The sequence below is a fragment of the Paenibacillus sp. YPG26 genome (genome assembly GCF_023704175.1).
GTDB lineage: Bacteria > Bacillota > Bacilli > Paenibacillales > Paenibacillaceae > Fontibacillus.
This window is the reverse complement of sequence record NZ_CP084530.1, coordinates 3499053-3514791: the sequence shown is the minus strand read 5'-3', so window position 1 is coordinate 3514791 and position 15739 is coordinate 3499053. Positions and strand designations below refer to the sequence as shown.

Sequence of the window (15739 nt, the reverse complement as noted above, 5' to 3'; positions counted from 1 at the left end):
TCAACATGAAGCAGCCGGCAAATGTGCCAACCGTATCTGTATTTGGCATCCCAGTCTGCAAGTGGGGAATGGAAGATACCGTCAAGTACTTGACGGAGGCCGTACAGTCCGGGAAGCCGCACCAGATTATTACCGCTAATCCCATTATGGTGATGGCCGCATTGGAGAACCCTGAGTATAAGACGATGATGCAGAATGCCGATCTGATCGTGCCTGACGGAACCGGAGTGGTATGGGCTGCCCGGAAGGGCGGTCAGCCGGTGGCCGAGCGTGTAGCCGGATTCGATCTGCTGCATGAACTGATGAAGCAGGGGGAGCAGCTCGGGTGGACCGTGTTTCTGCTCGGCGCAGCGCCTGAAGTGATTCAGGAAGCATCTGCACGGTTACAATTGCAATATCCGAGAGTGAAGATCGTGGGAACCCGCGATGGTTATTTCGGTCCACAGCAGGATCTTGAAGTTGTGGCGGAGATTGTTAAGGTGAAGCCGGATCTGTTGTTCGTAGCCCGGGGGGCAGACACACAAGAGCCGTGGATCGCCAAATATAAGGAACAACTCGGTGTCCCTGTTATGATGGGAGTTGGAGGAAGCTTTGACGTGATCTCAGGGCGGACCCAACGGGCACCGAAAATCATGCAGAAGATGCATCTGGAGTGGTTCTACCGTCTTCTCCGCGAACCTACAAGGATTCGAAGAATGCTTGCGCTGCCGAAATTCACCGTCAAAGTACTGCGTGAGGGAGAAAACCTCACGAAAGTTCGGTAATTAGGCGGAATCCTCTGAAAATCAGCGGAATTTTGCTGAAATACAGAGTTGGTAGTTTGTTCGCATTCGGAGTATAATTCATTCGGTAGATAAAATGGGGGTTGAAAATTGACATGTTGATGATCTATATCATCGGGTTTATCGTCTCGCTCGTTCTGGCGCTCGGCTTGACGCCGCTGGTGAAGAAATTCGCGATTAAGGTTGGCGTAGTTGACGTTCCGAATGCACGCAAGGTGCATACCAGAGTGATGCCGAGACTCGGTGGACTAGGCATTTATTTATCTTTCGTAATCGGATTAGTCGCGCTACTTCCTTTTATCCCGGATAGTTATATCTCTTCCAGAGACCTCAGCTTTGTAGGAGCTTTTCTAGTCGGCGGAACTATGATTGTAGTATTGGGTGCTTTGGACGATCGATTTGATCTGTCTGCTAAATTAAAATTACTAATCCAGATTGCAACCGCGTGTGTGGTGGTGTTTGGATTTGATATTAAGATTGAGTTCGCTAATATTCCGTTCCATACTTATTCATCTGTTGAGGCATGGATGTCGATTCCGTTCACCATCCTCTGGATTGTTGGGGTAACCAATGCGATCAATCTGATTGATGGACTTGACGGGCTTGCTGCTGGGGTATCTGCGATTGCAATTGGTACCATTGCGGTAATGGCCTTTATTATGGGGAATGAGATCACAGCCGTATTGTGTCTACTGCTGTTGGGCAGTATCTTAGGCTTCTTATACTTCAACTTTCATCCGGCCAAGATCTTCATGGGAGATTCGGGGTCCTTATTCCTCGGATTCAGCTTGGCGCTGTTATCCCTGCTAGGGTTCAAGCAGGTCGCGATCGTATCCTTCCTGACGCCGCTGATTCTTATTGGTGTTCCTCTGTCGGATACCATGTTCGCGATTGTGCGCCGCTGGATGCAGAAGAAGCCAATCTTCTCGCCGGACAAAGGCCATCTTCATCACTGTCTGCGTGAGCTGGGCTTCAGCCATCGCCAGACCGTACTGATCATCTACGGAATCGCCGCATTCTTCGGAGTGCTTGCCATTATCCAGTCTTCGGCCGCGCTCTATTCGGCCAACTGGGTCACCTTCGTGGTCATCTGTATCATGGTCTTCTTCCTGCAGATTGGTGCGGAGGTAATCGGACTGATTGGCAAGACGAAGCGTCCTGTCCTTAACTTCATCGCAAGGCTGCGGATGAAGGAGAGCGCGGAACGGGGATCGAAGTAATTCTGAATATTTAGATGTTTTACTGGTAAGAACACCTCTCGTCTGCGGTTACGGGAGGTGTCTTTTATAATTTCGGTTGTTAGGATATCAGCAGAATGAAGTTTCTCAAACAGCACAAGTGATGTATACTAAGGAAAACAGTCAGCAGATGAGAAAACAACTCTAAGGAGGGGTTTGTTTTTGAGTGAACAATTGCTTCGTCAGATTCTGGACAAGCTGGGACGGATCGAAAGTGAGCAGCAATTCATGAAGACAGAAATACAGGACGTTAAGGCAGAAGTCATCGCAATTAAGGATACGCAGGAGTTGTTCCGGACGCAGCTGAGTGAGACAAATGAGATTGTCAAGGCCATTCGGGATCGGCAGGAGGAGACGGATGCGAAGCTTGATGCCCTAAGTATGGATGTCAACAAGCTGCACGGACAGTTCACCCGCCTCAAGGAAGGTCAAGAAAGGCATGACAAGCTTCTGGAGAAGTTGTCCGTGCGCTCTATTGAACATGAAGCTGATATTTCAGAACTGCGCCGAATCAAGTGAGTCGTATGTAAGTCAATTCTCACACGAGTTAAGAAGCCCGGCTGTGTATTAACACAGCTGGGCTTTTTGTATATCAGAATTCAAGAAATAGCACATGAATCATCCATATTGAAGGCGAAATTCCATTAATCTGGATTTATTTTTCCATTTTTCCTTCATAATCTCTCTCCCTTGTCCGATAAATAAGATAACTGACTTCAAAAAGGAGAGATTCATACATGCAGCGCGTTAAGAAGCCGTTAGTATGGCTTATGTTGTTGACAATGATAGTTTCTTTGATACCGGTGGGATTGACCGGGATAGCAACAGCAGCTACCTCTTCGGCGGCTACTTATTTCATTCCGGATTCGACCGGCATACGTCAAACCGCTTTGCTCACAACTGAACCAGGAGCTCAGCAGATTAACCGGAGCAACGTATATGCAACCAATAACTCAGCGCTCACGATTGGCGGTACGTTCTCATATGTCGCTAAAGATACAATGAAGGTCAAGGTCGAGCAGCTAGTGTCCGAGCCAGTAGTTGGGAACGGTGTACGCTGGGTACCGGATGGTACACATTTTACAACAAGTTCTGTTACTGCAGATCCGGTGAATCTTCAGAAGTTCACTGCAACTAATTTGGGACTCTTCGCAGGCTTTAACAAAATTACCTTCACAGGGATGCAAGGAAGCATCGAGCGTTCTGATATCTTCTACGTTCTCTATGATAAAGTGCCTTACGTGGATTCCTTGAAGATTTACGGCAGCAGCCAGGGGGCAATCCTTCTGAATGAAGGTACACAGGTTGTTGTGGATAGTAAGACGGTTACCCTGCAAGGGGTAGCACAGAATACAAATAAAGTAACCGTGTCTGTTAACGGTGGAACAGCGCTTGTAGCTACAGTTCTTCAGGATGGCACTTTCTTCTCTCCAACACTTAATCTTAAGTCTGGGCAGAATGATCTGAAGGTATCCATTCAGAACGGATCCGATGCCGTGGCTATAGCCCGTACGGTATATTTCTTTGACAAGATCCAGCCATTCACGGGTCTGCAGGCAACTGTAGGAACAGAGACATTACCGATTCTCGATAATAAGCCAACGTTCACTAAGGATTCTAATATTACGAGCGGCTACATTACAGGGGAAGTCCTGGTGCCTTATGTATCGGATAGCTTCAAAGATAAAGGGATAATTACAGTTAACGGAGGCAGCCAACTGTCCTTCGATATATTGAAGGATGACGGGTCTATCGGTACGGCAAGTGATGAGAAGATCATTCCAGGTCCCGATGGAATTACTCCAGCGTATCGACTTGTTAAGTTCAGAACCAATGTTCCGTATAATCTTCAGACCGATTCTGGTTCACCAGCCAAGGTGCTGACTGAGCAGAAGGCAACGATTGCTGTAACTTACGGCACACTTACTGCCGCTTACCCTGCTTCGTTCCGCTACTTGCCTGGCGATACGGTTATTACCGATATGAAATATCTGGAGAAGTTCAAAGTCGGGGATGACATTACCAAGGCAACTAAGCTTCCGCTGAATGGGGCCAATGTGGACTCCCAGGACTTCTACATCCTGGTTGAGTCTAATACGGTTCCTTCTCAAGCACTCATAGCGAATTATCTTCCGCTTGGAACCAAAGCGGTAACTTTAAGCAAAGTTAGCGTAACTGGATTGCCAGTCAATCAAGAGGTCTACCATGTAACAGGCTTCTCTAATGGACAGCAGAAGGTTCGTTTCCAGTATTCTGGATCCAGTTCATGGTATAACGCAGACATCTCCTATGTATCCAAGAATTATATCTATATCGATAACCTGACAGATGGACAGACTTTCGAATTCGACTCCCGCACCACGAACCGGCTTCCAATCAGCGGTAAATATCTCGGGTTCGAGAATATTTCCAATGCTGAATATTTTGTGAACGGGATAGCGGGTACGACCCTTAACGCTGGAGTAGATGGGGATGACACAGTTCTAGGCGTAACCGGAACAACTCCATCGTTTGCTCTGAATCTTAACATTACCGCTTCAGGACCGCTCTTCTATGGGGACAACAAGATTGTATTCTCAGGCACATCTATGGATGGAGCAGGTAATAAACGGGTTATCACTAAGGAACTGCATATTTACATTATTGATAAAAATATTTCTAAAATTGATTCATTCCTTCCGAATGCAGCCTTGGATACACGGACACCGTTCACCAAGGATGTAGCTGGGGACAATGATATTGCCAATATCCTAGCACCTTCTCCTGAATTTGTGTTTGCAGATGGAAAGTACACAACAACTCAGCAGAAGTATGACTTAGTGCTAAGAGGAAGCGGAGCTACAGTCCTGAACCTGAATCTGGGAACAGACTTATTCTTCAGCTCCAGCACAGATAGCCTCCTCGGTGATCCTAAAATCTTGAAAGCACCAGGAACGTTCTCTTACAAAGGCACTACTTACACTTACGATTTCTCGGGTAATAAAGATGACTTTATTCTTCGTATCCGTAATATCGCCTTCGATGCTCCAGGCAGCCATGTATACAATCTGGAGATGATTAACGCTACAGGAGCACGTGCTAACCAGCGTCTTGAGGTAGTCCGGGAAGTATCTCCTTATCGGATCCTTGCTCCGCAGCCAACTGTCGGCAAGCAGTATATTGTTAACAAGAACTTCGTTCATTTCGATATTGAAGCAGAAGGAGCTACAAAAGTCATTATCGGTAAAGAGGAAGCGACTAAGCGTCCTGATCTGGGCACAGGGAACCGCTTCTTGTATGACTATGTAGGGCTCAAGCCAGATAAAGCCACAACCATCAAGATCCAGATCGTTCGCAACGGTGTTACCCTTAACGATACGATCACCGTGTACTATACAGGTACAGTTGCCGTGGATTCTCAGTTCATGGCCGAGAAAGTAGCTACGAAGTACAGTGTATTTAACAAGTCGTTAGAACTATCGTTCCCTAAGGGAACTCTTATGAAGACAGCTAGTCCCGACGGGAATAGCGTAACCAAGTTCTATCCGAACACCAAGCTGTTATTTGGTATCGCCGATCCGAAGGATGGCGTTGTCGAGCGGCGTAACGATTACGGTAATCTGCTGGGTATTCCTAACACCGGAGTTGTGAGTGGATTCCCTAGCGTAGCACTCGATGATCTGCTGCTGCTTAAATTCACATCCAATGCCAACACAAGCAACTTCAGCCGTGTATCCGATATTTTCTGGGTTAGTGGTGGTGTAGGAGAGAAGGGTGACTTGGGAAGCTCCGGCTACAAGCCAGCGACGAATGGTGTGGCTCCTTACTCGTTGGAAGGTCAGTTCACCAAATTCGAAGCTGAGCGCAAAATTGTGCCTTCCAACCGTGGAACGATGAAAATTGGCTTCAACAAGAGCATTGTTGATGAAGTGGGATCGACCATTACAGCCTTCCGTTATACGGATCAAGGTGTATGGGAGAACATTGGCGGGGAAGTAGACATGAAATCTCATACTATCTCCGTACCTTTCGACGAGTTCGGCTACTATACAGTTATGAAGCTTCGTCTGGGTTACAACGACATCACGAATCATCCTTGGGCAAGGAACTACCTGAACGGACTCTATGCCAAAGGAATTATGAACAACCTGCGCTCGGACGCCTTCGGGGCCGATGACCGCACAACTCGCGGCGAATTCGCGACTCTGATTGTCAAAGGGCTTAACCTCCCGCTGAACTATGATAATAATCAACAGACGTTCTTCGATATCAAGCCTACGGTCAAAGCGCCAACGTGGGACTTCGAACATCTGGAGACAGCAGCTAGAGCGGGTATCGTTACAGGACTTAGCGATGGATTCTTCGGTCCAGACCAGCCGTTGACCAGAGAGCAGGCTGCAGTGATGATTGCAAGAGCCTTGAAGCTGAAGACAGCTACGAATGACACCAAGCTAAAGGCGACACTTGCCAAAGCCTTCACAGATTCAGGCACCATGGATAGCTACTCTATGCCATCCATTGATGCGGTAAGCAAAGCAAAGATTATGAGCGGTAACCCTCAGACGGTTGCCGGGCAGAAGAAACCAACTTATGCGTTCAACCCTAAGGGTACACTTACTCGTGCTGAAGCCGGTAAGATCGCAGTTGCACTGCTTCTGAAGAGCACCAAGATCTTCCCTAAGAACTTGAGCTAGTATGAACTTGGATACCCGTTTGTGAGCGCGAGCTTACAGGCGGGTATTCTATTGTATATCCAGTACAAATAGGGACAATCTGTAATTACCAATTACATCTTTTTGTAATTATACAGAGATTAGGATACAATAACAGAGTAATAGACATTTTTTGCAAAAGGGTGAATATGCACATGAAACCGTTATTATCAAAAGCTCAATTGGATTATATGAAAGCAAAGACGAAATTTGAGGATAGAGCGAAAGTGTTAGAGAAGAAGATCGAAGAGACTCAGAAATTGCAAGAGATTACTCAAGAGGTTATGGAAGGGCTTGTAGTAGAGACAGGCTTTCATGATGCGTTCAATGAGCTCACCGTTGCCGAGAATGCTCTAATTGACTGGTCACATGCCACGATGAAGCATGAGAAGTCTTACAAGGATAACAAGCAGCCGATCGAGAACATGTACGCGAATTTGAATTCCGATCCACAGATGCGTGCACGCATTATTGAACTAGCTATGAAAGTAAGGTAATAATCCGATTTATTTGTAATATATATAGTAGAGACGTCCAGTGTCATGGGCGTCTTTTTTATGTGTTTAGAGTGGAACTATTTAGGGTATTAGATTGGGAAAAGTTGCTTAATGACTGGTATAATACCCCATGGTATACTAATAACCGTTAAGACCCATTGCTGTAAGAAAGTTGAATTAAAGGATGCGAATAGTAAGTGTTAACAATACTTTAATTTTTTTTCGCAACCCGCAACTTTTTGAGATTACTTGCGTTTAAGATGTAGAACACGAACAATGGTGAGCAATTTTAGACAATCCAATATGTCCCTCGTAGGGAAACTTGTCTATTAACTAGAAAAATGTTCTTTACGCCTCTAGAGACCCATTGTATAATGTCAAAGTAGGATTGGGTAACTACTCTATTTCTACCTGTGCCAAAGTTTACAAGTTTCTGTGGCACCGTTCACAGACATAATTTATAGTAATTCGCTCAACTCGGGAAAGGGGGTGTATCGGCTAATGAGTAACACGAGCTATACATTTAAAGAAAACTCTTATATGAAAGATATTCAAGGAGGAGACAAAAAGGTTATGAAGAAAATTTTATCCGTAGCACTCTCTACAGCAATGGCATTCTCCATGTTTGCATCTGTAGCATTCGGTGCTGAATCTACACTTACACCGCAACAACAATTTGACGCTCTAAGCGCAAAAGGTATTCTTAATGGTTATCCAGATGGTTCCGCTCACCTGGAGAAAACAGTTACTCGTGGAGAGCTTGCTAAAGTAATCGTTAAGACTCTTGGTCTTAAAGAAGTTACTGGCGTATTCTCTTACAAAGATAAGAACTACAACGCTAAGAACTGGGCAGCTCCTTACATCGAAGCAGTAACTGCTGCGGGTATCATGCAAGGTAAAGACACTGCTAAGAAAATCTTCGACTTTAACGGCAACGTTACTGCAGAAGAATTGGCAACTGTCTTGGTTCGCGCTTTGAAACTTGAAGTTCCTACTACTGGCATCGACAACAGTGCAACTGCATGGGCTAAAGGTTATGTCCAAGCAGCAATCAACGCTGGCCTTCTTGAGAAGTCCACTAACTTCCAAGCAGCAGCAACTCGTTCCCAAGTAGTTGTAGCCGCTTATGTAGTAGATCAAAAGAACACATTGGCAACTGTAACTGGCGTATCTGTTGCTAGCCCTAATACATTGACTGTTACTGGTACTGGTCTTGGCAAGCTGACTGCAGCACAAGTTACTGTTGGCGGCGTAGCTGCTACAGCAATCTCTGCATCTGCTGACGGTAAGACTGCAACTGTTACACTTGCAAGCAACCTGCTTCCTAACGCAGAGTCCACTGTAGTTGTAACACTTGATGGTAAAGCTACTGAGTACAAAGTAACTAACGGTGTTGTAGTTAACTCCGTACAAGTTCAAAAAGCTGCTTATGACCAACAACTTAAAGGTCAAAAAGTTAAATTCACAATCAACGGTCAATCTACACCTGTTGATGTAGATTACCTGGCACTTGCTGGTTACAGCGTAACTTTCGTTGCAACTAAAAATGGTGCTGTTGCTAATATCTTAGATAACGGTGCAGGGACTGCTACTAACTCTAACAATACTGGTGCATTGCTTTCTGCTACAGCTATCCCGGCTGGCGAATACAACATCGAAGTACAAATCGTTAAAGGAAGCACAGTTGTAACTGGATCTGAGAAGATCACTGTTGCTAACTTGAGCACAGCTGCTACAGCAGTTGGTGATGTAGTTCTTTACAGCTTTGGCGCTGATAAAACTGATGAGTCTTCTGCTAACTACAATGGCACACTTGCAGGCGATGACTTCCTTCTGAACAGCACTACGCTTGTTGCTGGTGAGAAAGCTCAAGTCTACAATGTTAAAGCTACAATTGCTGGTGTAGTTGGATCCGCTCCTGCAGGCAGCGTATCTGTAACTACTTCTAACCCTGCTGTAGTATCCGTTAATGGCAAAGTTTTGACTGCAGAATCAGCTGGTACAGCTACACTTACAATCACTGTTGGTGGTAACGTAACTAAGACTGTGAACGTTACAGTAACTAACTCTGCACGTGCTGTTAAATCTATCACTGCAGATCCGGTTTCTGTAAATGCTGTTAAAGGTGTTGCAACAAGCGTTAAGCTGACTGCAAAAGACCAATATGGCGATCCGTTCAAGCTTGTCACTGGTGCTGGTGCAGGTAACCAAGTTGATGAAGTAACTCCAGCATTTGTTGGCGCAGTTCAAGTTGAAACTGATACAGCTAACAAAATTGGTACTCAAACATTGACATTCACTCCAAATGCAACAGGCACAGGTACTGTGTACTTCAAAGACAAAGATGGAAATATTGTTGGTTCCTTCTATGTGAATGCAACTGATGTGAACAACGTTGCTTCTCAGAAGCTTGAAATTTCTGGTGGAGAGTCCTCGGACCTTACACTTGATAAGGCTAAAGCTGATGACGACACTGTTACTTTCGCACTGAATAACTATACTACTAATGGTGTTAAAACTACTGCTGAGACTTTGACAGGCTACACAGTAACTTCTTCTAACACTTCAGTTGCAACTGCTGCTGCACCAACTGGTACAACATTTGTTGTTACTGCTATTAAAGCGGGTACAACTCAAATCGTTCTTAAGAACGCTGCTGGTAACTTCGTTGCCCAAGCAACAGTAACTGTAGTGGACAACGCGCCTGCAATTGCATCTGTACAATTCAAGTCTGTTCCTACAATTGATTACATTGGCAAAACTGTATCTTACAAAGATGTTCTGAACGTAACAGAGCAAATTTCTGTTGATCCAATCGTTAACGGTGTTACTTTGAAGACAGCTTCCCAATATCAAGTACGCCTTAATGTAGCTTCTGCTCAATTGTACCTGGATACAAACGGTAACGGTGCTTATGATGCAGGAACTGATTCCGTACTTGGTACACTTGTAGCGAGCATTGCTTCCGGTGGTACAGGTAACCTTGCAACTGCAACACCAACAATCTCCAGCGTTGTAACAACAGCACGTGGAGACAAGGGTACTATCTTGTTCAAAGTTCTGACAGATGCTAACGATGCAACTACTGCAGTTGCAGCAACTTCTGTAAACGTAGACGTTAAGTAATAACTTCTACAGCGAAAACCCTGATGAGAGTAATCTCATCAGGGTTTTTCTATTTATATAGAAATAAGCATAATATCTATTAGCAATAACACTATATTAGATAATTATAGAAACTTTCTCCAAATCTATACGTTTATAGGTTAGAGCATAATTTTCCCATAGGAGGAAGTTAAATTGAATAAGATTACATATACAACTACATCGACTGTATTAGGCTTGAGTCTCCTTGTCGGAGGTCTAGCTACAGGACCGCTAGTAGAAGCCGCACCCAACACATCGACTAAATCTACAGTTTCAACCTCAATTTCTAAGTCCTCTTCATCTATTGCAGCCAAAAAGAATACCCAAGCAAAACCCGCAAAGAAAAAGTCCGCTCCTGTCGTTCATACCATCAATGCTTTGCCAGCCATCAAGCTAGGCGGTAAGGCCTCTGTTCGCTTGTCTGAGGTAAATTTGTTGGCACAGGATGAGGGAAGCATTCTTACTTATACACTTAGCTTTAACAACGGTAACTCCAAAAGCCTTGATCTGACAGATTACTGGACCCGGGTGCGTTCAGCAGGCGGCTCTGTGTATAGTGCAACACTTAAGTCTGCCGATGCCGCCAAGAAAAGTGTGGCTCCCGGATCTACAGCAGCCTTAACCTACATCGTGAAGGTTGGCAGAAATGTTAAGATTAATGATTTTGCTTTTCAGATAGTTAAGTGGGATTTCAGCCAACCTAACTATGAGAGCAGCCTGGGCGCATTTAAGATACCGGCATCCTATCTGATATCTACACCAGCCGGTCAGTCCAAGACATTTCGGATTAATGAAGCACCTGTGAAGATGAAGATAAGCCAAGTCACAAGCTATTTATCAGGAGATTATAATTATGTAGGTGTGAATGTAGATCTACAGAATATTGGCTACAAATTGTTTGAGGACCCGAAGGTGAAAATGGTGGTCAAGACAGCCGGTGGTTCCAGCTACCCGTTAACAGCCGATTCTTTGGGAACAGATTACCGAATTCAACCTCAGGATACGAAGAAGTTGAATTTAATGGCGTCCATTCCTAAGAGTGTGTCTCTTAAGAATCTGGAGCTTCAAATTATTCAGGATGATGAAGCAACCAAGCTGAGTCTACCGCTCGCAACCCTTCAACTGCCTGCTGTTAAGAATCAATCAATTACGGTTAAGCCTTATGCGGAGAAAGTAATTGTTCTTCCCGCCGGCAAGATAGCTGCAAGCGTTAAGGGAGCATGGGTGAATCAAAGCTATGATGATAGCGATCTGGCTGTTCAATTTGCTATCCGAAATGTCGGTACAACTACCGTTGCTGTACCAAAATATGATTTTGTACTGCATACGGCAGGCGGGAATACCATTCCTTTTACCGTAACTGGGATAGACAACATGACATTGAAGCCGCAAGAAGAGAAAAATATAAGAATGAATATTACGGTTCCGTCCAAGCTGGTGAACAGTTCACTTCAATTATTCGTTAATATTCCTCAATCCTCCGGGGACATTCCTAAGGATGCAACGGGTCAGGCACCAAGTGTAAGTAAAGATCCGGTGTTCACTTATCCGGTAGGCGTGTTCGCCCTGCCAGAAGCCAAGCTCCTTGAAAACACTACCGGAGTAGAGCAGTACATGCAGACAAATAACGGCCTGGTTGGTCTAACCTTGTCGAATATTCAACGATTACCATGGACGGATGGCGACTTGGTGACAGCGAAGATTGTCGTTGCTAATCGTGGGAGCAAGACCATCAATTTGCCGGATCTGGCTGGACAGCTCACGGTAGATTCCGCCAAATTGAGTGCGGATACGAAGCTGATAAGTACCCAAAGCGCGAGTCTGCTTGGAGTAGGAATGACGACGGACTTATATATTGTAGGGAAAGTGCCGTCTTATCTTAATTTCGCCCAGCTGCAGATTGCTCTGCTCGAGAAGTCGGGCGATCCTGCATCCCCAACTACTTCACCCTGGTTCCAGTTCTCTAACTTTGGTGTTCTTCCGGGATTGAATAAAATTAATAAGGACGCTGCTTACCAAATATCAACGAATGGACGCAAAGAGGAATTCAAAGTATTGAGGACAGCTGTATACCCAGGGGCTTCTTCGGATATTGTATATTCGGAAGTTGAGGTCAAAAACTTGGAGGATCACCAGATCGATCTCTCCCAGATGGTCGGTTTTTACAAAGCTTCTAGTGGCCAGAGCTATAAAGCTAAAGCTATTCAGATAGAGACCCCTGCAGGACCGCAGGAAAAAAGTATCGTTGCCTTCTGGACGAAGATTCCTAGCAAAAATAGTGTCTCTGATATGAAGCTGATTCTAGGTGAAGGTATCACCGACAACAAGCTTACTCCAGTAAAGGGAGATCCTACTGGATATATTAATGCGGCTGAGATGGAGGTTAATTTCCAACCTACTGTCTTAAAAGCTGGCTTGAAGGATATTCAGCTGTTCCCGTATACTTTGAGTGTCAATAAGTTAGATGTGTATCTAACTGCTTCTACCACAGTGAATGTGGATATGAATTACACTTTAAGCAAGAATACAAGCTACAACGTTGGGGAGTTAGGACACAAACTGCTAATTGAATTGAAAGATTCAACCGGTCGTATATTTGAGAAAGAGGTAGCACCTGAGACAGAATTGAAACTTAGTGAGAATGGCAGTTTTGCATATACTGTGGACGATGCAATTTTTGATGGAATGAGTTACGGTGCCTACTCTCTATCTGTCTATGATGTGTTCCAAGGCCAGAAGGTGATGCTGGCAACCCACAATGCGTATTACAATACTTCACGTATGTACAATTAATAAGTTGATAAAAGCTCCGAATCCCCCGCTTGGGGGATTTTGCTTGTCTCTCCCTAGTAAAACCTCTATCATTAGTAGATATAGGATATGAACTTAAGAGGAATAGAAGATTTCCAAAATGGCAGGAGGCAGCTCATGAACAGAATGTGGAAAGTCACGGCGGCAGCCGTTTTAATTGGTGGTGGATTGATAGCAGGGTCCTTGTTGAACCTTCAAGCAGAGGGTGCGGGAGTAACGAACCAGCCAGGTACTGCAGATGATCCGGTAGTAACGAAGAGTTATGTAGATCAGCAGATTCAGAAGGTGCTTGGCAGTGGATCTGGAGGCGGCTCGACAACAACACCAAGCACGGGAAGCGGAACAGGCACTTCCACGGGAGGATCCTCTGCTAGTGAGGGAATTGAAGTGGTCACTCTGAAGCCGGGTCAGACTTTGATCGCAAAAGCAGGTGCCGAGTTCATTGTTCGCGGCGGCAAAGCCGTTATCTATAGTACAGATGCCAACGGTGTGGCGGATCTGACCGACGGCAAGGATGTCGCGAATGGAGGAGCAGCTGTAACTAATCATCTGTTATCTTTTCCAAGGGAAGGCCGGGGTATTCAGGTTGCTGATGGGCAAAAGATGAGCGTGACTGTTATGGTTCGCGGAGGTTATGTTATCAAGTAATCGGTGTGCTGCCGGCACTCCAATAATTACTTCTGTTAACAAACATTCGTACGGCTACAAGTGTGCAAGTCAGAGATACTAATCCTGTATACAATTTACTCAGGAGGTGTATTCTAATGGCAAGAGGTAGTCGTAACAATCGTCAAATTGTACCGCAAAGCCGGGAAGCGCTAAGACAAATGAAGTATGAGATTGCAGCCGAGTTCGGTCTGCCGGTAGGTTATGGTGCTGGACCTATGGGCTCGGCCGATACTGAGTTCGCCGGAGAGCTTGGAAGCATCGGTAATGGCCATACGACAAGCAGCTGGGGCCATCTGACTTCACGCGAGAATGGTTCCGTGGGCGGAGAGATTACAAAGCGGTTGGTGGCACATGCGGAGCAGCATTTTACATTATAAAGAGCACTTTCAGATACTCTGCAATTATTAATCGGATACAAGGAATAATATGCTCTTCCCCTTGATTGACAGGGGGTTGCAAATACGTTAATATGACTTTTGAGGCTTGTACTTCGACCTTTTCCGAGCGGAAAAGGTTCATTTTTTGTGTAGGATCGGTTGGCGATTGCCACACTATCCATATGGGAGGTTGAGAATTCATGTCCATTAAAGGGCGACATTTGTTTACTTCCGAGTCCGTTACCGAAGGACACCCGGACAAGATTTGTGACCAGATCTCTGATGCGGTACTTGACGCATTTCTGGCTAATGACCCTAATGCTCGTGTTGCTTGCGAAGTGTCCGTTGCGACGGGCCTGGTGCTCGTAATTGGTGAGATTAGTACGAGTTCCGAATACGTAGACATTCCGTCTATCGTACGTAAGACCGTCAAGGATATTGGTTATACCCGCGCGAAGTATGGTTTTGACTATAATACCTGCGCAGTGCTGACGTCACTAAATGAACAGTCCGCGGATATCGCCCAAGGCGTGAATGCGGCACTGGAGAACCGCGATCCTGCCCAAGTGGATAAGGAGACAGCTAACATTGGTGCAGGGGACCAAGGTCTGATGTTCGGATTTGCTACGAACGAGACACCTGAACTTATGCCTCTTCCGATTGCTCTGTCCCACCGTATCGCTCGTCGTCTCTCCGAAGTACGTAAGGACGGCACACTGGACTACCTTCGTCCAGACGGCAAGACACAAGTTACAATTGAGTATGTGGACGGCAAGCCGACCCGTGTCGATACCATTGTTGTATCCACACAGCATGCTGAAGAAGCAACTTTGGAACAGATCCAAGCAGATATCAAAGAGAAGGTTATCCTTCCTGTAGTTCCAGCTGAGCTTCTGGATGCAGATACTAAATATTTCATCAACCCTACTGGCCGCTTCGTTATCGGCGGACCTCAAGGCGATGCGGGTCTGACGGGCCGTAAGATCATCGTAGATACGTATGGCGGTTATGCGCGTCATGGCGGCGGCGCATTCTCCGGTAAGGATCCTACTAAGGTAGACCGTTCCGCAGCTTATGCAGCACGTTATGTAGCGAAGAACCTTGTAGCCGCTGGCCTTGCTGACAAAGTGGAGATCCAGCTCGCATATGCGATTGGCGTAGCTACACCAGTATCCATTAACGTTGATACATACGGAACTGGCAAAGTGTCCGAAGAGAAGCTGGTTGAACTCGTAAGCAATAACTTCGACCTTCGTCCTGCCGGAATCATCCGTATGCTTGACCTTCGTCGTCCAATCTACCATCAGACTGCAGCTTACGGTCACTTTGGCCGTACCGATGTGGATCTTCCTTGGGAACGTGTGGACAAGGCCGAGCTGCTTAAAGAGCAAGCGGGTCTGTAAGACAAATACGTAATATCAGAGCACTGGAGCTGTTATGGCTTCAGTGCTTTTTGTGTTGGGAAAATATCTAGTGGAATTTAGTACCTCCTTTATTCAAAATATCCATAAATACCCGATATATAAC

Annotated in this window: 10 protein-coding genes; all 10 read left to right on the top strand. The window is 45.5% G+C overall.

All coding sequences use genetic code 11. From position 1 onward, the window contains the following. The first annotated feature begins 5 nt into the window (after window positions 1-5). The 10 genes from LDO05_RS16640 (at window position 6) to metK (ending at window position 15615) form a co-directional block, all read left to right on the top strand. Window positions 6-764, top strand: a complete 759-nt coding sequence (locus LDO05_RS16640; RefSeq protein ID WP_251376423.1) for a WecB/TagA/CpsF family glycosyltransferase — start codon at window positions 6-8, stop codon at window positions 762-764. A gap of 113 nt (window positions 765-877) precedes the next feature. Beyond that, window positions 878-2002, top strand: coding sequence for a glycosyltransferase family 4 protein (locus LDO05_RS16635; protein WP_251376422.1), 1125 nt, complete (start codon window positions 878-880; stop codon window positions 2000-2002). 180 nt (window positions 2003-2182) lie between these two features. After that, on the top strand, window positions 2183-2539 hold the full coding sequence (locus LDO05_RS16630; protein WP_251376421.1) for a hypothetical protein: 357 nt from the start codon (window positions 2183-2185) through the stop codon (window positions 2537-2539). 218 nt (window positions 2540-2757) lie between these two features. Beyond that, window positions 2758-6693: an S-layer homology domain-containing protein gene (locus LDO05_RS16625; protein WP_251376420.1), complete on the top strand. Its 3936-nt coding sequence runs from the start codon at window positions 2758-2760 to the stop codon at window positions 6691-6693. Between the two features lie 173 nt (window positions 6694-6866). Continuing rightward, window positions 6867-7208 carry a hypothetical protein gene (locus LDO05_RS16620; RefSeq protein WP_251376419.1) on the top strand — a complete coding sequence of 114 codons (342 nt, stop codon included), beginning with the start codon at window positions 6867-6869 and terminating at the stop codon, window positions 7206-7208. Between the two features lie 501 nt (window positions 7209-7709). Continuing rightward, window positions 7710-10334: an S-layer homology domain-containing protein gene (locus LDO05_RS16615; protein ID WP_251376418.1), complete on the top strand. Its 2625-nt coding sequence runs from the start codon at window positions 7710-7712 to the stop codon at window positions 10332-10334. A 174-nt stretch (window positions 10335-10508) separates the two neighbouring features. Then, complete coding sequence (locus LDO05_RS16610; protein ID WP_251376417.1) at window positions 10509-13148, top strand: DUF4832 domain-containing protein; 2640 nt, start codon at window positions 10509-10511, stop codon at window positions 13146-13148. 135 nt (window positions 13149-13283) lie between these two features. Beyond that, entirely contained in the window at window positions 13284-13814 is a 531-nt protein-coding gene (locus tag LDO05_RS16605) for a hypothetical protein (RefSeq protein ID WP_251376416.1), read from the top strand. A gap of 116 nt (window positions 13815-13930) precedes the next feature. Continuing rightward, window positions 13931-14212 carry an alpha/beta-type small acid-soluble spore protein gene (locus LDO05_RS16600; protein ID WP_251376415.1) on the top strand — a complete coding sequence of 94 codons (282 nt, stop codon included), beginning with the start codon at window positions 13931-13933 and terminating at the stop codon, window positions 14210-14212. 200 nt (window positions 14213-14412) lie between these two features. Further along, window positions 14413-15615, top strand: a complete 1203-nt coding sequence (metK, locus tag LDO05_RS16595; protein ID WP_127198401.1) for a methionine adenosyltransferase — start codon at window positions 14413-14415, stop codon at window positions 15613-15615. Window positions 15616-15739: the final 124 nt, after the last annotated feature.